Below are 17103 nucleotides of genomic sequence, written 5' to 3' on the forward strand. Positions count from 1 at the left end.
AACTCCCAAGGAGAGCCCCCGTGGCCGGCCCCATACCCCCGGCGCAGCCGCCCCCCGAAGAACCCGCGCGCAATCCGCACCATCCCCCTCCCCTGCTGTGGCGCTGGCGCCGCAATCCCCTGCGCCGCCGCACCGACCTCGTACAGGCATGGATCGCCGTCGGTCTGTTCCTGGCCGTCCTGACCGCCACCCCGGCCGCCGTCGTCCTGGTCGGCGACGCGGCCCACCGCCACTTCGAACAGAGCGCCCGGCACCAGGCCGACACCCGGCACCGCACCACCGCGGTCCTCGTCCACGACGCCCCACGCCACCCCGAGCCCGGGTCGGTCGAGGCGAAGAAGTCCCTGTACCCGGTCGCCGTCCGCTTCACCGACCGCCGCGGACACACCCGCACCGCGGAAGCGGACGTCGAACCCGCCCTGACCGCCGGGAACACCATCCCCGTATGGGTCAGCGACGAGGGAGAGCTCACCGGCCCGCCTCTCACCAAGGAGGAGGTACGCGATCACACCAAGGGCTACGCCGTCCTGGCCGCCATCGCGGTTCCCCTCGCGGGCGCCGCCGCCTACGCCTGCGCCCACCGCAGGATCGAGCGGCACAACCTCGCCCAATGGGGAGCGGCTTGGGCCCGTACCGCCCCTCGGTGGTCCACCTCTCCCTGACTAACTCCGGCGGATCGGCGGCAACTCGTACGTCCCGTCGAAGACCGCGGCGTGGGGCGTGTACATCCGCAGGACCGGGCGGAAGCGGCCGCCGGGGGTGGGCAGCCAGTTCGCTGCCGTCTTGTCGTCGGTGGGGCGCTGCGCCTGGAGGCGGAGGGTGAGGGAGCCGTCGTCGTCGTAGCTAAGGCCCGGGGTGCGGTCGCCGATGGAGTAGCGGTCGATGGGGTTGGGGACGAGGTAGTAGTCCGGCAGGTCGTACATCGTGATCGACCAGAACGCGTCCACCGGCGGCGGCTTCTCGAAGCGCAGGGTGTACGACTGCTCGCCCTCCAGGGGCTGTCCGTCGCCGTCGTTCCACGCCATCGCGTACGCCGCTTCGTAGGCGTGGTTGCCCCAGAGCCCGGTGCGGGCCGAGGTCGCGCGGACCATGCGGCCCAACTCCCGGTCCGTGTAGATCCATTGGGGATCCTTGAGCGTGCCGACCTCGAAGTGGTCGGCGTTGTAGTCGAAGGCGTGGTACGTCAGCTTCCAGCCGTTCTGCTCCGGGCTGTCGCCGTGGGTCGACTCGTGCTCGACCTTCTCCTTGCCCGCGGCGAATCCCGCGCGCAGGGCTGCGGCGAGCTCGGGCTCCGGCTGGGCGTAGGGGGTCTGGAGGTCCGACAACCCGAGCGGGGCGAATTGTTGTTGGTACGTCAGGTCCGCCGGCGCGGGCGGGAAGGCGGCCATCCTCGCCCGCAGCTTCTCGTAGAAGAGGAGCTCCGGTTCGTCGTCGGGGATGTACGTGTGGGTCGGCAGCCCGCGGGGCTCGCCGGATGCCGTCCAGTAGGGCTCCAGGTGCGTGTCCTCCTGGAGCGCGCGCACCGCTTCCACGTCGTCCGGTCCCGCGCAGGCCCAGCGGCCGACGATCGACGCCACGTCCGTCGGCACGGCGATCCGGGTGGCGCCCAGCGGGACCTCCTCGTCCCAGCCAGGTGGGGTAAGGAGGTAGCTGGCGGCGCCTGTGCCGGTTGCGCGGCGGCCCACGTACGCGAAGTTGTTGGTCCACGCGTCCACGAACTGCAGGACGTAGTAGCGGCCGTCCGTGTCCGGCACCGTCAGGAGCAGGGCGCCGCCGGAGAGGTCGAGCTGGGCCACCGAGTAGATGGTGTCGTTGTTGATGCTCACGAAGGGGTCGTCGGGGCCCGCCAGCTTGCTCGCGTGGCTGAACTCGTTGAAGGGGGCGGGGGCCAGGGAGCCCATGCCCTTGCGGGAGAAGCGGTCGACTTCGTCGAGGTTGAACACCATCGGGTAGCCGTAGATGTACGCCTCGGCCGCCAGCGCCTGGAGATCGGTCGTGCCGTCGGTCATGCCCGCCGCCTTCTCGTGATCAAGCTCGTTCGTCGATCGTCGATCGTCGTTCGCCGTGCGTCGTGCCTCGTGCGTCGTGCCTCGTGCGTCGTGCCTCGTGCGCCGTGCATCGTTCGCCGTGCGTCGTTGGTGATCAAGGTTCTACGGACATCGTCGGGCCGCCGTGGCCCTCCTGCCACTCCTGCCGCTCACGCGGCGTGGCGCGGTCACTCCGGTGCGGCCGGGGGCTCCTGATCGCCGTAGCGGCGCTCGAACTTGGCCACCTGGCCCTCGGAGTCCACGACGCGGGCGCGGCCCGTGTAGAAGGGGTGACTCTCGGAGGAGATCTCCACTTCGACCAGGGGGTACGTCTCGCCGTCGTCCCACTCGATGGTCTGGTCGCTCTCGGCGGTGGAACGCGTGAGGAAGGCGTAGCCCGCCGAGCGGTCCCGGAAGACCACGGGGCGGTAGTCGCTGTCCTTGTTCTTGTCCTGGGTCATTCCCCCAGGTTCACCGGAGAGATGCCCTCCGGCGAGCCTGGGGGCGCCAGGCGGGGGGCCTGGCCCTTGGACGGGGCTCTCCCACCCACCCGATTGCCCCGCGGGAGATCCCTCGTGGCCTCCCGTGGCCTACGCCGAAGTCCGCTTCTTTGCGGGTGTCTTCTTTGCCGGGGTCTTCTTTGCTGTCGCCTTCTTCGCCGTCGACTTCTTGCCCCCCACCTCCTTCGGCGTCGTCTTCGAAGTCGTCTTCGAAGTCGTCTTCGCCGCAGCCCGCTTCCGGCCACCGCCCCGCCCCAGCGGCGTCACCTCCGCAACCTTCCCCCCGCCCCGCCCCGACTTCGCCGCCCGCACACTGCTCTCCAACGCCGCCATCAGGTCGATCACCTTGCCCCCACCCGAATCCGCCTCCGCCGCCGGCTCCGCGGGGCCCTTGCCCTCGGCCTTGGCCGCGATGAGTTCCTCCACCGCCTTGCGGTAGTCGTCGTGGAGGGAGGTGATGTCGACCTCCCCCAGCGTGTCCATCAGCGCGTCCGCGAGGTCGAGCTCCGCCTCCCGCACCTTGACCTGGGAATCCGGGGCCACCCCCTCCGACGTACGGATCTCGTCCGGCCAGAGCAACCCGTGCATCGCGATCACGTCGTCCACCACCCGCAGCATCCCCAGCCGCTCCCGCCCCCGCAGCGCGAACCGGGCGATCGCCACCTTCTGGCTCCGCTTCAGCGCCTCCCGCAGCAGCGTGTACGGCTTCGCCGCGGGCACTCCGTTGGCCGACAAGTAGTACGCCGTGTCCATCTGCATCGGGTCGATCCCGTCCGCCGGCACGAAGGCGACGATCTCGATCGTCTTGGCCGTCGGAATCGGCAGGGCCGCCAGGTCCTCGTCCGTGATCGGGATCGTCGAGCCGTCCGCGTCCTCGTACCCCTTGCCGATCTCGGCGGACGTCACTTCCCGCTCCTCCAGCTCGCACACCTTGCGATAGCGGACCCGGCCCCCGTCCTCCGTATGGATCTGCCGGAAGGAGACCGAGTGGTTCTCGGTGGCGTTCATGAGCTTGATCGGGATGCTGACCAAGCCGAAGGAGATCGCACCGTTCCATATGGATCGCACGTCAGGCACCTCTCAGCAGCCACACCTCGGGTGACCGCTACCGGCCCAACCCGTTTCAGGTGGTTCGTCCGCATTCGTGGGATTCTCATCGTATGACGCCGATCACCGAGGTGGAGGGGCGGCGGCTGACCCTCAGCAACCTCGACAAGGTCCTCTACACCGCATCCGCATCCACCCCCGGCTTCACCAAGGGCGAGATGCTGCACTACTACGCCAGTACGGCCGAAGCCCTCCTCCCCCATCTCCGCAACCGGCCCGTCTCCTTCCTCCGCTTCCCCGACGGGCCCGACGGCCAGCGCTTCTTCGCCAAGAACGTGCCCCCGGGCACCCCCGACTGGGTGCACACCACCGACGTGCCCCACTCCGACGGAAGCGCCCGGCAGATCGTCGTGGACGACCTGGCCAGCCTGATGTGGGCGGCCAATCTCGTGACCGAGTTCCACACCCCCCAGTGGCAGGCCGACGCCCCCGCCATGGCCGATCAGCTCGTGCTCGACCTGGACCCCGGCGACCCCGCCACCATCGTCGAGTGCTGCCGGGCAGGCCTCTGGCTGCGCGAGCGCCTCCAGGCGGACGGCCTGCACGCCTACGCGAAGACCTCGGGCTCCAAGGGCCTGCACCTGCTCTGCCCCCTGGAACCGACGCCCTCCGAGCAGGTCACCGCGTACGCGAAGGAGCTTGCCCAGGAGGCCGAGGCCGAGCTGCCCGCCCTGGTCGTCCACCGGATGACGCGCAGCCTGCGCCCCGGCAAGGTCTTCGTCGACTTCAGCCAGAACGCCGCAGCCAAGACGACCGCCACCCCCTACACCCTCCGCGCCCGCCGGGAACCGACGGCCTCCACGCCCGTGACCTGGGAGGAGGTCGAAGCGTGCAGCGAGCCGTCACAGCTCGCCTTCCTCGCCACCGACATCGCGCCCCGCCTCCAGCGGTACGGCGACCTCCTGGGCCCGCTCACCGACCGGAGCCACGCCCGCCCCCGCCTCCCCCGCAAGGACGAGCCCGAGCCCGACGACGAGCGCAAGGGCCGCCCGTGATCGGCCCGCCCCTCCGGGTCGCCCTCGCCGAATCCGTCACCGCACTGCCGCAGGGCACCGGCTGGGCCTACGAGCCGAAGTTCGACGGACACCGCCTGATCCTCTTCGCCGACGGCCACCGCGTGAGGCTGCAGGCCCGCTCCGGCCGCCTCGTCACCACCGCCTTCCCCGATCTCGCGGAGGCCGCGCGGCAGCTGCCCGACGGGACCGTGCTCGACGGCGAGGTCGTCGTCTGGGCCGACGGCCGCATCGACTTCAGCGCGGTCCAGCAGCGCGCCGCCGCCACCCGCGCGCACGCCACGCACCTCGCGCGCACGCTCCCCGCTTCGTACGCCGCCTTCGATCTGCTCGCCGACCGGGGCGAGGACTGCCGCGCCCTGCCCTACGAGGAACGGCGCGCCCGCCTCGTACGCATCCTCGAACCGCTCGGCCCGCCGCTCCAGGCCGTACCGATGACGACCGACCGCGAACTCGCCCTGACCTGGTACGAGACCCTGCCCGCCACCGGCATCGAAGGACTGGTGGTCAAGCGGCTCGACGGGGCCTACCGGGGCGCCGCGCGCGCGTGGCTGAAGCTGCGGCACAGCGACACCCGGGACGCGGTGGTCGTCGGGTTCACCGGGGGCAGGGCTCGCCCGCAGGCGCTCGTGCTCGTCCTGCCGGGGGACGGCACGCCCGTGGTGTCGTCGCCGCTCACCCCGGCGCTGCGCACAGCGGCCGGGGCCGCGCTGCCGGAGGCCAAGGGGGAAGGGACCGCTATCGCCATCGGGATCGGCGAGGTCACCTATGCCGCCCTGCCGGCCGCGCCGCCCGTCACGGTGGAGGTGCGGCAGAACACGACCCGGCACGCGACCGCGGTGGTCGTCCGCTTCCGCTGACCCCTGACCGACGACCAGCCCCCGTCCACAGCGTGACCGGCATCACATCTAATCAAGTTTGACTAGCGAGCCAATCGAGCATACCTTCTCTACGCACACCCGATAGTCAAACTTGATTAGGAGCCCACGTGGCCGACGTGACCGTACTGCCCGCAACCGGATACGCCCCGACCGACGAGGACCGCGCGAGCCTGGCCGCCTGGTTCGCCGAGTACGACGCGCACAGCGCGAAGCGCGATGTGGAGCGCATGGCCGATCTGGCCGTGTTCCCGCTCAACCTGGTCAGCGACGACTCCGCGGGCGACGGACGCTCCGCACAGTGGGACCGGGAGCAGTTCGTCACGACCATGACGCACGTGATGGGGGACGGCAGCGAGGACATCACCTTCGAGTCCACGCGCACGCCCGTCTTCCTCTCCCCCGCCATGGCCGTGGTCTTCACCGACTCGGTGATGACCGCGAACGGCGAGACCCAGCAGCTGCGGTACGCCGACATCCTGCTGAGGCGCGGCGGGGCCTGGGCGTTCCAGACCATGATCCAGGGCGGCTGGGGCGACAACCTCTGAGAGGCGGCGCCCAGGGAGCGGACTACACCCGCAGCCACGTGCGCCGGTCGCGCGCCATCGCGTGCAGCGCCTCCACATCGGCCGGTTTCAGTACGCCGCCGATGCCCGCGACGGCCGACACCTCCCCGTCGCGCACGATCCGCACCTCGCGCGGCGGGGCGGTCACGTCGAGGTCCGTCGGGCCGCAGAGGGCGAGCACCGGGCGGATCTCGGCCGTCAGCGCGAAGGACGCCCGGTCGGCGTCGGCGCGGATCTCCCTCAGGAGTGGACGCGGGTCCGCGCGGCCGACCGTGACCATCGGGTCGGCGACGCGGACCCGCTGCTTGCGGGCGGCGAGCGTGTGGACGCTGAAGAGACCGCCGGGGCCGATCAGGAGGTGGTGGATGCGGGCGCCGCCCGGCAGCGGCACCGAGTGCAGGGTGTGCCAGCCGGCGCCTTCGAGTCCGTCGAGCACCGCGCCGATGGCCTGCTCGGCGGCGAGCGCCCGCTGCCTGGGGTCGGCGCGCAGCCTGCGGGCGGGCGCCGGGTCGCGGTCCAGGGCGATCAGGAGGGCCTCGCCGGGGCGGTTCGGCGCGAGGTCGTCGTCCGGGTGGAGGGCGAGGCGCGCCAGCTCGGCGGGGGTCGGGACGGGCGGTGGGCCGACCGAGAAACCGCCGGTCAGGAAGGGTGCGAGGGCCCGCAGGACGGCTTCCCTGTGATCTTCGCTGAGCAGGTTCACGCGGGACGACTCCCTCTCGTACCACGCCACGTTCCTGCCGTCCGTGAGACAGACGTACAGCCGCTCCTGCCCGTGCCGCCAGGCCGGTATGACGCGCAGTCCGGTCATGCACCATCACCCCACCGACCATGGGAGCAGCAAGGACATGCCTACGGCAAGAACCTGGGCGACGCGGAAGGAAGTTGAGCCACTCGTAACGGCACCGCCTCCGCAGGTATGGCCCGCTGTTACATAGTCGATGAATTGCCGCAATGGCGGACATCTAGGTTGAGGGGTGCCCCTTTCGCTTCCTCGAAGCGATCAGCCGCCATCCGTAAGGACCGCCCGTGAGCACCCGTCGCCGCCGCTCCCTCCTCCGCACCGCCGCCGTGACCGCCGTCGCGGGCGGCGCGCTCCTCACGCCGGCCGTCGCCGCGGTCGCGGACTCACCCGCGCGGCCCGCGCACTCCGAGGGCACGCGGACCGTCGCCCCCGTCGCGCCCAAGGGCGGCGTCAAGGCAGGCACCGAGGGATTCCACAGCGGGGATCCCGTCTTCATCGCCGCGGGCGGGGCCATGGCGGCGGCCGGTGCGGCCGGTCTCGGGTACGCGATGCTGCGCCGCGGCCGCACCGACGCCTGAGCCCCCGCCCCCACGCACCCGCAGGAGTCGCCGTGAGCACCCCCACCGAAGAAGCCCCCGTCCCCGCATCCACTCCCGCCCCCGCCAGGCGCCGCCACACCACCCGCATCGCGGCCGCCGCCACGCTGACCGCCGCCCTCGGCGTCGGCCTGATCGCCTGCGGCCAGGGCTCCGGCGACCCGGCGCCCGACGTCAAGGTCCACAACGCCGCCGCCGCACCGGCCGCCGAGCCCCACGCCCCGCTGGAGAAGTCCCGGCCCACCGGCCTGCGGATCCCGGCGGCCGGCGTCGACGCCACGTCGATGCTCGACCTCGGCGTGGGCGCGGACGACGCCCTTGAGGTGCCGCCCGCGGACAAGGCGGAGGAGCCCGGCTGGTGGACCGGAGGTGTCACGCCGGGCGAGAAGGGGGCGGCCGTTCTGGTGGCGCACTACGACACCGCGAAGGGGCCCGCGCTGATGAAGAACGTGGCGAAGGTGAGAATGGGGGACGAGATCGAGGTGCCGCGAGCGGACGGGAGTACCGCGACGTTCAAGGTGCGCGAGATCGAGCAGGTGGACAAAAAGAACTTCCCCACCCATAAGGTGTATGGGGCGACCGACCGGCCCGAGCTGCGCCTGCTGACCTGTGGCGGCCCGATCAAGGACGGTCACCGCACCGACAACATCATTCTCTACGCCGACCTCGCGCCGTAGCCGGACCCGGGCAACGGGACCCGGACCCTGCGGCGCCGCAACCGAACCTCGCGCCGCAGTCGAGCAGCCCACGGGCCGCTCCCCCGGCAGGCAGGAGTGCAGTGCACCGCAGCCGTCTCGCGCTCGCCGCGGGCCTCGTCCTGTCCGCAGGGCTGCTGGCCGGCGGCTGCGGCGACCCGGGCGACCTGCGCGGCGCGGGATCGACACCCACCGCCGAGGCGCCCACGCGCCTGTGGCCGAAGCTGCCGCCTCCGTCGGCGCCCGCCGAGGACTACGGGACGATAGAGAGCGTGCCGGTCAAGGGCGTGGACGTCCCGGGCGGCAACCTGCGCAAGGTGAATCCGGTCAGCGTCGCCAAGGCCGATTTCGACGAGAATCCGGGGATGTACAGCCGTTCGGACGACGTCTACAAGGAGACGGTCCAGCAGCTGGCCACCTGCGGCACCAGCCACGCGGGCGACGACAAGTGCCCCGTCCTCGACGCCTACTACCGGGATCTCACCGGCGACGGCAAGGACGACCTCATCGTCGGCATCCGGCTGCCCCGGGGGCACGCCGAGAACCTCGACATCCGCGCCTACGCCGTGGAGAAGCAGCGCTTGACGCAGATCATGGAGATGGGGGACGCGGTGCTCGGCGTCGAACTCGCCGGCCACGAGGTGGTCGTCCGCGCCGTCTCCGGCATGCCGGGGTACGAGTACCGCACCGTGTGGTCCTGGGACTCCCACCAGAAGGTCATGCTGCCGACGACCGACGAGATCGTGCGCTCCCCGGACGCGCCGTCGAGGAAGCCCGAGCGCAAGCCCGAGCCGGCGGCCAGTGCCCGCGCCACGCCGTCGCCGGACGAGAGCCGATGAGCCACCGGCTGCCGCGCGGGCCGCGGCTTCCCTCCTGGACGGCGACGCTGACCTGGAAGGCAGCGGTCTTCATCACCGTCATGTGCTGCGCGCTCGCCGCGCTGCTCGGCGCGCTCGTCCATGTCTCGGTGACCAACCAGACCGTGGGCCAGGCCCGCGACCACGCCCTCACCCGGCTCGACGACGCCACCGAGGCGTTCGAGGCGGGCGACGACCTCGGCCCCGGCGCGGGCGTCGACCCGGCGGGCCTTCCCGAGCGGCTGCGGAAGCTCGCGGTGGGCGGGGAGCGCGGGACGATGGTCGACACGCAGGACTCCCGGCCGACGATGTGGGCCGCGGGGCCCGCCACGGACGGGCGCGCCATCGCCGTGCGGGTCGACTACGCCCAGGGCGCCCGCACCATCGACGGACTCGACCGGGCGATCCTCGGCTCGTCCGTGCTCGCGATCGGGGCGACGCTCCTGGTCGGGGCGTTCGCCGTGACGCGCGTGACGCGGCGCCTGCACCAGACGGCGACGGTGGCGCGCCGGATCAGCGCGGGTGACCTCGACGCCCGCGTGAACGACCCGCGCACCCGCGATCCCTCGCGCCGCCAGGACGAGGTGGCAGCGGTGGCCGGCGCACTCGACACCATGGCGTCCTCGCTGCAGGGCAAGCTCCAGAGCGAGCAGCGGTTCACCGCGGACGTGGCGCACGAGCTGCGCACGCCGCTGACCGGTCTGCACGCGGCGGCCGAGCTCCTTGAGCCGGGCCGCCCCACGGAGCTGGTGCGCGACCGGGTCGCCGCCCTTCGCACCCTCACCGAGGACCTCCTGGAGATCTCCCGGCTCGACGCCAAGAGCGAGCGTGTCGACCTGGACGACCACCATCTCGCCCCACTGGCCGAGCGCGCGGTGCGGGGTTCGGGAGTCGGTGCCGAACTCGTCGTCGTACGCGACGTCTGTGTGGTGACCGACCGGCGGCGCCTGGAGCGGGTGCTCGGGAATCTCATCGCCAACGCGGACAAGCACGGGCGGCTGCCCATCGTGCTGACCGTCGACGGGCCCGTGGTCTCGGTGCGCGACCACGGCGACGGATACCCGGACTACCTGGTGGAACACGGGCCGCAGCGGTTCCGCACGGAGGGCACGACCCGGGGGCACGGGCTCGGCCTGACCATCGCGCTGGGCCAGACGGCGGTGCTCGGCGCGCGGCTCACGTTCGCGAACGCGGCGGACGGCGGGGCGGTGGCGACACTGACGCTGCCCTACGAGGAGACCGCGGGGAACGGCGCGCGAGGCTCCGACGGGGCGGCTTGACGGGCGGTTTGACGCCGCGTGAGCTTTTGCGCGCGCAGCGTGCCGATTTTAGTGTGAATTGCGGCCTACGCCCCAGGTTTCAGGGACGGCGGGTCGCACCACACCCGCCCTTCTCCAGAGGAGGCCCCATGTCCCTTCGGCCCACCGCGACCAGGACCCGGCTCGGCATACTCGCCGCCGGCGGCGCGCTCGCAGCCCTCACCGTCACCGGCCCCGCCTTCGCGGCCGACGACGCGAGCGCGGGCAGCCACCCGCACATCTACAAGGGCCGCGTCACGGCCAAGACGGGACTGCTGCTGCGCACCGCCCCCACCCGGGGCAGCCACGTGATCCGCAGCGTGCCGTACGGCAAGATCGTCTCGATCTACTGCAAGACGACCGGCGACCATGTGCAGGGCAACAACCGCTGGTACCTGCTCACCAACGGCACCTGGGCATGGGGTGCCGCGCACTACATCGCGAACATCGGGCCCGCCCCGCGCTGGTGCTGACGCTTCACCAGCACACGGTGACATAAACGGACATTGGGGCCTATCGCTTGCTACGTTCCGGGCATGACCCGAACAGCAGCGGCGCCCCCGTCCGTCCCCGCTGTTCGCGTACCCCGGCGCCGTGGCACCGAAGTCGCCCTGATCGTCGTGGCCGTCCTTCTCTCGGTCTACGGCTACTGCGACGTCGGCCTCGCCAAGAACGGCACCGTCCCGCCCGGCGCCGCAGGTTACGGCGCCGGGCTCGGCGTGCTCGCGCTCCTGGCCCATCTCGCGGTCCGCTTCCGCGCGCCGTACGCCGATCCGCTGCTCCTGCCGATCGCCGTGCTCCTCAACGGCCTGGGACTCGTCCTGATCTACCGGCTCGACCTGGAGACCCCCGGGGACGAGGCGGCGCCCACGCAACTCGTCTGGTCCACCGTCGGCGTGGCGCTCTTCATCGGCGTCGTGGTCCTCCTGCGCGACCACCGGGTGCTCCAGCGGTACGCGTACATCTGCGTCGTCGCCGCGCTGGTCCTGATGATCGTGCCGATCTTCTTCCCGGCCGTGAACGGCGCCCGGATCTGGATCAGGATCGGCGGATTCTCCATCCAGCCCGGTGAGTTCGCGAAGATCCTGCTCGCGATCTTCTTCGCCAGCTATCTGTCCGCCAACCGCAACGCGCTGGCCTACACCGGCCGTACGGTCTGGAAGCTGACCAAGCTCCAGCTGCCGACCGGCCGCGTGCTCGGGCCGATCGTCGCGATCTGGCTCCTGAGCGTCGGAGTCCTCGTCCTCGAACGGGACCTCGGCACCTCGCTGCTCTTCTTCGGACTCTTCGTGATCCTGCTGTACGTCGCGACGGGGCGCATCGGCTGGATCGCCGTCGGCCTGGTGCTCGCCGGGGTCGGGGCGTACACGGTGGGCTCGCTCGAACCCCACGTACACAGCCGCGTCGAGGACTGGCTGCACCCCTTCGCCTCCATCGACGCGGGCGAGGGGCCCAACCAACTGGCCCAGTCCCTCTTCGCGTTCGCGGCCGGCGGGATGCTCGGCACCGGGCTCGGCCTCGGGCACTCCATCCTCATCGGCTTCGCTGCCAAGTCCGACTTCATCCTGGCGACGGCGGGCGAGGAGCTGGGTCTCGCGGGGCTGACGGCGATCTTCCTTCTCTACGCACTCCTGGTGGAGCGCGGCTACCGCGCCGGGCTCGCGCTGCGGGACGCCTTCGGGCGGCTGCTCGCGGTCGGGCTCGCCTCGATCGTCGCGCTCCAGGTGTTCGTGATCGCGGGCGGCGTGAGCGGGCTCATCCCGCTGACCGGCATGGCGATGCCCTTCCTGGCACAGGGCGGCTCGTCGGTCGTCACCAACTGGATCATCGTGGCGCTGCTCATCCGGCTCAGCGACTCGGCGCGCGGCCAGCCGGTCGGCACACCACAGGAGGACGCGTGACCCGGTACATCCGCCATGCCGCCGCGTTCTGCGCGCTGCTCCTGATCGCCCTGCTCGTGAACGCGACCCGCGTCCAGGTCGTGCAGGCCGGGCACTTCGACGACAACCCCGCCAACCGCCGCCAGGCCATCGCCCGCTTCGGCCAGCCGCGCGGCGACATCATGGTCGAAGGACGCGCGGTCACCGGCTCCCAGGACACCGGGGAGCAGCTCCGCTATGAACGGACGTACAAGAACGGCCCGTTGTACGCACCGGTGACCGGCTACGCCTCGCAGGTCTACGGCACGACCTTCCTGGAGAACGCCGAGGACGACATCCTCTCCGGCACCGACCCGATGCTCGCCCCGCTCCCCCTGTGGAACGACATCAGCCGCGCCCAGAACCCCGGCGGCAAGGTGCGGACCACGATCAGGGCGGCGGCGCAGCAGGCCGCGTACGCCGGGCTCGGCGGCAAGAAGGGGGCGGTGGCCGCGATCGAGCCGTCGACCGGGAAGATCCTCGCCCTGGTCAGCACCCCTTCGTACGATCCCGAGCGCCTTTCGGGCACCAGCGGGTCGGTGGCGCGGTCCTGGGCGGCGCTGAACGGCAGCGCCGACAAGCCGATGCTGAACCGTGCGATCCGCCAGACGTACCCGCCCGGCTCCACGTTCAAGGTGGTGACGGCGGCGGCGGCCCTGGACGCGGGCACGGTCACGGACCTGGACGCCGCCACGAAGTCGCCGAGCCCCTACACGCTGCCCGGCACGAGCACGCAGCTGACGAACGAGGTCGACGGCTGTACGAACGCGACCCTGCGCTATGCCTTCGAGTGGTCCTGCAACACGGTCTTCGCCAAGCTGGGCGCGGACACCGGCCTGAGCGACATGCTGGGCACGGCACGGAACTTCGGCTTCAACGACAGCGGTCTGAAGATCCCGTCGTCGGTGGCGGCGAGCAACTTCGACACCGCGATGGACGACGCACAGCTGGCGCTCTCCTCGATCGGCCAGTACGACACGAGGGCGACTCCGCTGCAGATGGCGATGGTCTCGGCGGCGGTGGCCAACGGCGGCCAGGTCGAGTCCCCGCACCTGGTGGACGAGACCACGACGGAGGACGGCGACGTGGTGGAGAACACCGGCAGCCACTCGCTCCACCAGGCGATGAACCCGGCCACGGCGATGCAGCTGCGGGAGCTGATGACCGGCGTGGTCGAGGAGGGCACCGGCTCCAACGCGGCGATCCCGGACGTGACGGTGGGCGGCAAGACGGGCACGGCGCAGCACGGCATCGACAACTCCGGTACGCCCTATGCCTGGTTCATCTCCTGGGCCCAGAAGTCCGGCGAAGCGCAGCCCTCGGTGGCGGTGGCGGTGGTGGTCGAGGACGCGGCGGCGGACCGGGGCGACATCAGCGGCGGCGGGAGCGCGGCGCCGGTCGCGAAGGCGGTGATGGAGGCGGTGCTCGACGGGTCGTAGGGCGCCAGCAGCCGTCTCCATCACGTGGCCGGGGGTCAGGGGTTCGGGGCACCGCCCGAGGCGATCATGGCCTCGACCTCCGCGACGCGCTCGCCCTCCTCCGCCGCGAACCGCTCCGCGTCCAGCTTCTCGGCGATCTCCTCGTCCTGGGCCATCAGCTGGTCGAGGTTGGCGTTGCCCATCTCGAAGACGCCCATGTCGACGTACGCCTCCTGAAGGCGCTTGCCCCACAGGCCGATGTCCTTGACGCACGGCACGATCCGGCTGAAGAGCAGCTGCCGGAAGATGGCGAGGAACTCGGAGTTCTCGCTGGCCTCCTCTGCCTCCGCCTTGGGGATGCCGAAGTTCTCCAGGACCTCGACGCCGCGCAGGCGGTCGCGCATCAAGTAGCAGCCCTCGATGACGAATTCCTCGCGCTCGCGCAGTTCCGCGTCGGAGAGCTGTTTGTAGTAGTCGCGCAGGGCCATGCGGCCGAAGGCCACGTGCCGGGCCTCGTCCTGCATGACGTACGCGAGGATCTGCTTCGGCAGCGGCTTGTCCGTCGTGTCGCGGATCATGCCGAAGGCGGCGAGCGCGAGGCCCTCGATCAGGACCTGCATGCCGAGGTAGGGCATGTCCCAGCGGGAGTCGCGCAGGGTGTCGCCGAGCAGCGACTGGAGGTTGTCGTTGATCGGGTAGAGCATGCCGATCTTGTCGTGCAGGAAGCGGCCGTAGACCTCCGCGTGCCGCGCCTCGTCCATGGTCTGGGTCGCCGAATAGAACTTCGCGTCCAGGTCGGGGACCGACTCCACGATGCGCGCCGCGCACACCATCGCGCCCTGCTCGCCGTGCAGGAACTGACTGAACTGCCAGGAGGCGTAGTGCTTGCGCAGCTCGCCCTTGTCGCGGTCGGTCATCTTGTCCCAGTGGCGGGTGCCGTAGAGCGACATGGACTCGTCGGGGGTGCCGAGGGGGTCGTACGGGTCGACCTCGAGGTCCCAGGCGATGCGCTTGGCACCGTCCCACTGCTTGTCCTTGCCCTTCTGGTAGAGGGCGAGCAGCCGGGCGCGGCCCTCGTCGTACTCCCAGCTGAAGCGGGCCGCGCCGCTCGCCGGAATCTGCCAGATGGTCTCGTCGGGGGCGTGCGTGTACAGCTCGTGCGTGGACACTGACGGCTCCTAAGAATCGGCCTTGAGCTTCTCCGTAATCGCCTCGTGCTGCTGTCGTCGGCCTTCGACTGCCTTGTACCAGTCGGTAGTTGGCAGGCTCACACGTTCGTAGATGCCGGGTCAACAAGTCGTGCGCAAGGGATTGACTGCCTTGCTGACAGGCAGTCTCATAAGTCGTGACCGCCGGTAACTGTGACCACGAGGCAGGGGCAGAGTCATGACGACCATCACGGAGGACGCGGCGATCGAAGGGCTGCGGGACGCGCTGGGACTGCTCAAGGACCGGGAGCAGGTGGCCGAGCGGCTGCTCGACTCCTCAGCCAAGCACTCCTTCGACCCCGACAAGGAGCTGGACTGGGAGGCGCCCTTCGAGGAGGGCAAGTGGTTCTGGCCCCCGGAGCTCGTCTCCCTGTACGGCACGCCGATGTGGCAGCGGATGAGCGAGGAGCAGCGCATCGCGCTCTCCCAGCACGAGGCCGCCGCGCTCGCGTCCCTGGGCATCTGGTTCGAACTGATCCTGATGCAGCTGCTCGTACGGCACATCTACGACAAGCCGGCCACGAGCGCGCACGTGCGGTATGCCCTGACGGAGATCGAGGACGAGTGCCGGCACTCGAAGATGTTCGCGCGCCTGATCCAGCGCGGGGACACGCCGTACTACCCGGTCAGCACCGTGCACCGGAATCTCGGCCGCCTCTTCAAGACCATCTCGACGACGCCCGGTTCGTTCACGGCGACGCTGCTCGGCGAGGAGATCCTCGACTGGATGCAGCGCCTCACGTTCCCGGACGAGCGCGTCCAGACCCTGGTGCGCGGCGTCACGCGGATCCACGTCGTGGAGGAGGCGCGCCATGTGCGGTACGCCCGTGAGGAGCTGCGCCGCCAGATGGTGACCGCGCCGCGCTGGTCCCAGGAGTTCACCCGCCTCACCTCCGGCGAGTTCGCCCGCGTCTTCTCCATCGCCTTCATCAACCCCGACGTCTACACGAACGTGGGCCTGGACAGGCGCGAGGCCATGGCCCAGGTCAAGGCGAGCGCCCACCGCCGGGAAATCATGCAGACGGGAGCCAAGCGCCTCACTGACTTCCTGGACGACATCGGGGTGCTGAGGGGCGCCGGGCGGCGGCTGTGGAAGAGCTCGGGACTGCTGGCGTAGCCAAGAGGGTGCGCGGGGTTCCGGGGCGTTTGTTCGAGAGGGCGGTTACGCTGCGAGGCATGACCTCGCCTGCTCCCACCCGCGCGTACCGGCGGCTCAGTGTCGAAGAGCGGCAGCGGCAGCTCAAAGAGGCCGCCCTGTCCCTCTTCGCCGTGCGCGCACCCGACGAGGTGTCCCTCGACGACGTGGCGGAGGCGGCCGGGGTGTCTCGGCCGCTCGTCTACCGCTACTTCCCCGGCGGCAAGCAGCAGTTGTACGAGGCCGCGCTGCGGTCCGCCGCCGACGAGCTGGAGCAGTGCTTCGCCGAGCCGCCCGAGGGTCCGCTCACGCAGCGCCTCGCGAACGCGCTCGACCGCTACCTCGCCTTCGTCGACCAGCACGACGCGGGGTTCAGCGCGCTGCTCCAGGGCGGCAGCGTCGTGGAGACCTCGCGCACGACCGCCATAGTGGACGAGGTGCGCAGGACGGCCGCCGAGCACATACTCGCCCACCTCGAGGTCGTGGGGGCCAGGGGCCCGCGGCTGAGGATGACCGTGCGGATGTGGATCACCTCCGTCGAGGCGGCGTCCCTGATCTGGCTCGACGAGGAGAAGCAGCCGCCGCTCGACGAGCTGCGGGACTGGCTGGTCGAGCAGTTCATGGCGGTCCTGGTGGCCTCCGCAGGGCGCGACCCGCAGACCGCGGAGGCGGTGCGGGGCGCGCTGGCCCTGGAGACGGCCGATGGACCCGCGGGCTCGCTCGCCCGCCGCGTGCTGCCCGTGGTGAGCGACGCGGCGCACCTGCTGTGACGCGCGGCGGCGGCCTGCTGTGACACGCGCCGGGCGCCTGCTGTGACACTGGCCGGGTGAAGAGCGAAGACACCCCCTTCGTGGGTGGCCCCCTGGACGGCCGCGTCCTGCCCATCCTGCTCGGCCCGACCGGCCACCCCCCGAAGGTGTACCGGGTCCCGGTGCCGGACGAGGCGGGCGGCCCGCCGACCGTGCTCGTCTACCGCAGGGTCGCCAAGGCCGGGAAGCGGCTCGGGCTGCACCAGGGCTGGACGTACACGTACGACCCCGAGGGCGACAAGGCCGGGTCCGGACTGAAGTGGCCGTGGTCGAAGCCGGGCGGGGCAGCGGGCTGAGTGCTGCGGGCTCCCGCCCGTCGCCGCCGGGGCAAGGGC

Annotated in this window: 19 protein-coding genes; 14 read left to right on the forward strand and 5 right to left on the reverse strand. The window is 71.1% G+C overall.

What is annotated here, in order from left to right:
• The first annotated feature begins 20 nt into the window (after window positions 1–20).
• Window positions 21–662, forward strand: coding sequence for a hypothetical protein (locus tag ABZ833_RS24630; RefSeq protein ID WP_361050072.1), 642 nt, complete (start codon window positions 21–23; stop codon window positions 660–662).
• Here ABZ833_RS24630 and ABZ833_RS24635 read toward each other — a convergent pair whose 3' ends face one another.
• The 3 genes from ABZ833_RS24635 to ABZ833_RS24645 all read right to left on the reverse strand — a co-directional run bounded on the left by ABZ833_RS24635 (window position 663) and on the right by ABZ833_RS24645 (window position 3595).
• Window positions 663–2009 carry a DUF1254 domain-containing protein gene (locus ABZ833_RS24635; protein ID WP_361050075.1) on the reverse strand — a complete coding sequence of 449 codons (1347 nt, stop codon included), beginning with the start codon at window positions 2007–2009 and terminating at the stop codon, window positions 663–665.
• 206 nt (window positions 2010–2215) lie between these two features.
• Window positions 2216–2488, reverse strand: coding sequence for a type B 50S ribosomal protein L31 (locus ABZ833_RS24640; RefSeq protein WP_361050078.1), 273 nt, complete (start codon window positions 2486–2488; stop codon window positions 2216–2218).
• 129 nt (window positions 2489–2617) lie between these two features.
• The gene (locus ABZ833_RS24645) at window positions 2618–3595 is read right to left on the reverse strand and encodes a Ku protein (RefSeq protein WP_361050081.1); all 978 of its coding nucleotides are present in this window, start codon (window positions 3593–3595) and stop codon (window positions 2618–2620) included.
• Window positions 3596–3687: 92 nt separating this feature from the next.
• Here ABZ833_RS24645 and ligD point away from each other — a divergent pair, with 92 nt between their 5' ends.
• The 3 genes from ligD (at window position 3688) to ABZ833_RS24660 (ending at window position 6073) form a co-directional block, all read left to right on the forward strand.
• Window positions 3688–4629 carry a non-homologous end-joining DNA ligase gene (gene ligD / locus ABZ833_RS24650; RefSeq protein ID WP_361050083.1) on the forward strand — a complete coding sequence of 314 codons (942 nt, stop codon included), beginning with the start codon at window positions 3688–3690 and terminating at the stop codon, window positions 4627–4629.
• Entirely contained in the window at window positions 4626–5507 is an 882-nt protein-coding gene (locus ABZ833_RS24655) for an ATP-dependent DNA ligase (RefSeq protein ID WP_361050086.1), read from the forward strand. The genes ligD and ABZ833_RS24655 overlap by 4 nt, the downstream gene beginning before the upstream one ends.
• 137 nt (window positions 5508–5644) lie before the next feature.
• Complete coding sequence (locus tag ABZ833_RS24660; protein ID WP_361050799.1) at window positions 5645–6073, forward strand: nuclear transport factor 2 family protein; 429 nt, start codon at window positions 5645–5647, stop codon at window positions 6071–6073.
• A gap of 22 nt (window positions 6074–6095) precedes the next feature.
• Here the strand turns inward: ABZ833_RS24660 and ABZ833_RS24665 are convergent, their stop codons facing one another.
• Window positions 6096–6899: a nuclease-related domain-containing protein gene (locus tag ABZ833_RS24665; protein WP_361050089.1), complete on the reverse strand. Its 804-nt coding sequence runs from the start codon at window positions 6897–6899 to the stop codon at window positions 6096–6098.
• 218 nt (window positions 6900–7117) lie between these two features.
• On the opposite strand from ABZ833_RS24665, the gene ABZ833_RS24670 reads away from it, so the two are divergent.
• From ABZ833_RS24670 to ABZ833_RS24700, 7 genes are all read left to right on the forward strand, one after another.
• A complete protein-coding gene (locus tag ABZ833_RS24670) occupies window positions 7118–7411 on the forward strand; it encodes a hypothetical protein (protein WP_361050092.1) in 294 nt (97 codons plus the stop codon).
• Window positions 7412–7443: 32 nt separating this feature from the next.
• On the forward strand, window positions 7444–8106 hold the full coding sequence (locus ABZ833_RS24675; protein ID WP_361050095.1) for a class F sortase: 663 nt from the start codon (window positions 7444–7446) through the stop codon (window positions 8104–8106).
• A gap of 101 nt (window positions 8107–8207) precedes the next feature.
• On the forward strand, window positions 8208–8963 hold the full coding sequence (locus ABZ833_RS24680) for a hypothetical protein (RefSeq protein WP_361050098.1): 756 nt from the start codon (window positions 8208–8210) through the stop codon (window positions 8961–8963).
• Window positions 8960–10261, forward strand: coding sequence for a HAMP domain-containing sensor histidine kinase (locus tag ABZ833_RS24685; protein ID WP_361050101.1), 1302 nt, complete (start codon window positions 8960–8962; stop codon window positions 10259–10261). Before ABZ833_RS24680 ends, ABZ833_RS24685 begins: the two co-directional genes overlap by 4 nt.
• Window positions 10262–10389: 128 nt before the next feature.
• Window positions 10390–10752, forward strand: coding sequence for an SH3 domain-containing protein (locus ABZ833_RS24690; RefSeq protein ID WP_361050104.1), 363 nt, complete (start codon window positions 10390–10392; stop codon window positions 10750–10752).
• Window positions 10753–10815: 63 nt separating this feature from the next.
• Window positions 10816–12180 carry an FtsW/RodA/SpoVE family cell cycle protein gene (locus ABZ833_RS24695; protein WP_361050107.1) on the forward strand — a complete coding sequence of 455 codons (1365 nt, stop codon included), beginning with the start codon at window positions 10816–10818 and terminating at the stop codon, window positions 12178–12180.
• Complete coding sequence (locus ABZ833_RS24700) at window positions 12177–13637, forward strand: penicillin-binding transpeptidase domain-containing protein (RefSeq protein WP_361050110.1); 1461 nt, start codon at window positions 12177–12179, stop codon at window positions 13635–13637. The genes ABZ833_RS24695 and ABZ833_RS24700 overlap by 4 nt, the downstream gene beginning before the upstream one ends.
• A 35-nt stretch (window positions 13638–13672) precedes the next feature.
• On the opposite strand, the gene ABZ833_RS24705 is transcribed toward ABZ833_RS24700, so the two are convergent.
• Window positions 13673–14785, reverse strand: a complete 1113-nt coding sequence (locus tag ABZ833_RS24705; protein WP_361050112.1) for a ferritin-like domain-containing protein — start codon at window positions 14783–14785, stop codon at window positions 13673–13675.
• Window positions 14786–15002: 217 nt separating this feature from the next.
• Between ABZ833_RS24705 and ABZ833_RS24710 the strand changes: the two genes are divergently transcribed.
• From ABZ833_RS24710 to ABZ833_RS24720, 3 genes are read left to right on the forward strand one after another with little or no spacing between them, the layout of a single operon-like run.
• Complete coding sequence (locus ABZ833_RS24710) at window positions 15003–15941, forward strand: diiron oxygenase (RefSeq protein WP_361050115.1); 939 nt, start codon at window positions 15003–15005, stop codon at window positions 15939–15941.
• A gap of 59 nt (window positions 15942–16000) precedes the next feature.
• Window positions 16001–16729, forward strand: coding sequence for a TetR/AcrR family transcriptional regulator (locus ABZ833_RS24715; RefSeq protein ID WP_249587782.1), 729 nt, complete (start codon window positions 16001–16003; stop codon window positions 16727–16729).
• A gap of 56 nt (window positions 16730–16785) precedes the next feature.
• On the forward strand, window positions 16786–17064 hold the full coding sequence (locus ABZ833_RS24720) for a hypothetical protein (protein WP_361050118.1): 279 nt from the start codon (window positions 16786–16788) through the stop codon (window positions 17062–17064).
• Window positions 17065–17103 lie beyond the last annotated feature (39 nt).

Origin of the sequence: Streptomyces sp. NPDC047525, assembly GCF_040643025.1 — a bacterium.
Classification (GTDB): Bacteria; Actinomycetota; Actinomycetes; order Streptomycetales; family Streptomycetaceae; genus Streptomyces; species Streptomyces durmitorensis.

What these genes read in the sequence shown, in the direction of transcription:
- ABZ833_RS24635 (WP_361050075.1), bottom strand. Translation starts at nt 2,009, where the DNA reads ATGACCGACGGCACGACCGATCTCCAGGCGCTGGCGGCCGAGGCGTAC.
- ABZ833_RS24640 (WP_361050078.1), bottom strand. Translation starts at nt 2,488, where the DNA reads ATGACCCAGGACAAGAACAAGGACAGCGACTACCGCCCCGTGGTCTTC.
- ligD (WP_361050083.1), top strand. Translation starts at nt 3,688, where the DNA reads ATGACGCCGATCACCGAGGTGGAGGGGCGGCGGCTGACCCTCAGCAAC.
- ABZ833_RS24665 (WP_361050089.1), bottom strand. Translation starts at nt 6,899, where the DNA reads ATGACCGGACTGCGCGTCATACCGGCCTGGCGGCACGGGCAGGAGCGG.
- ABZ833_RS24685 (WP_361050101.1), top strand. Translation starts at nt 8,960, where the DNA reads ATGAGCCACCGGCTGCCGCGCGGGCCGCGGCTTCCCTCCTGGACGGCG.
- ABZ833_RS24690 (WP_361050104.1), top strand. Translation starts at nt 10,390, where the DNA reads ATGTCCCTTCGGCCCACCGCGACCAGGACCCGGCTCGGCATACTCGCC.
- ABZ833_RS24695 (WP_361050107.1), top strand. Translation starts at nt 10,816, where the DNA reads ATGACCCGAACAGCAGCGGCGCCCCCGTCCGTCCCCGCTGTTCGCGTA.
- ABZ833_RS24710 (WP_361050115.1), top strand. Translation starts at nt 15,003, where the DNA reads ATGACGACCATCACGGAGGACGCGGCGATCGAAGGGCTGCGGGACGCG.
- ABZ833_RS24715 (WP_249587782.1), top strand. Translation starts at nt 16,001, where the DNA reads ATGACCTCGCCTGCTCCCACCCGCGCGTACCGGCGGCTCAGTGTCGAA.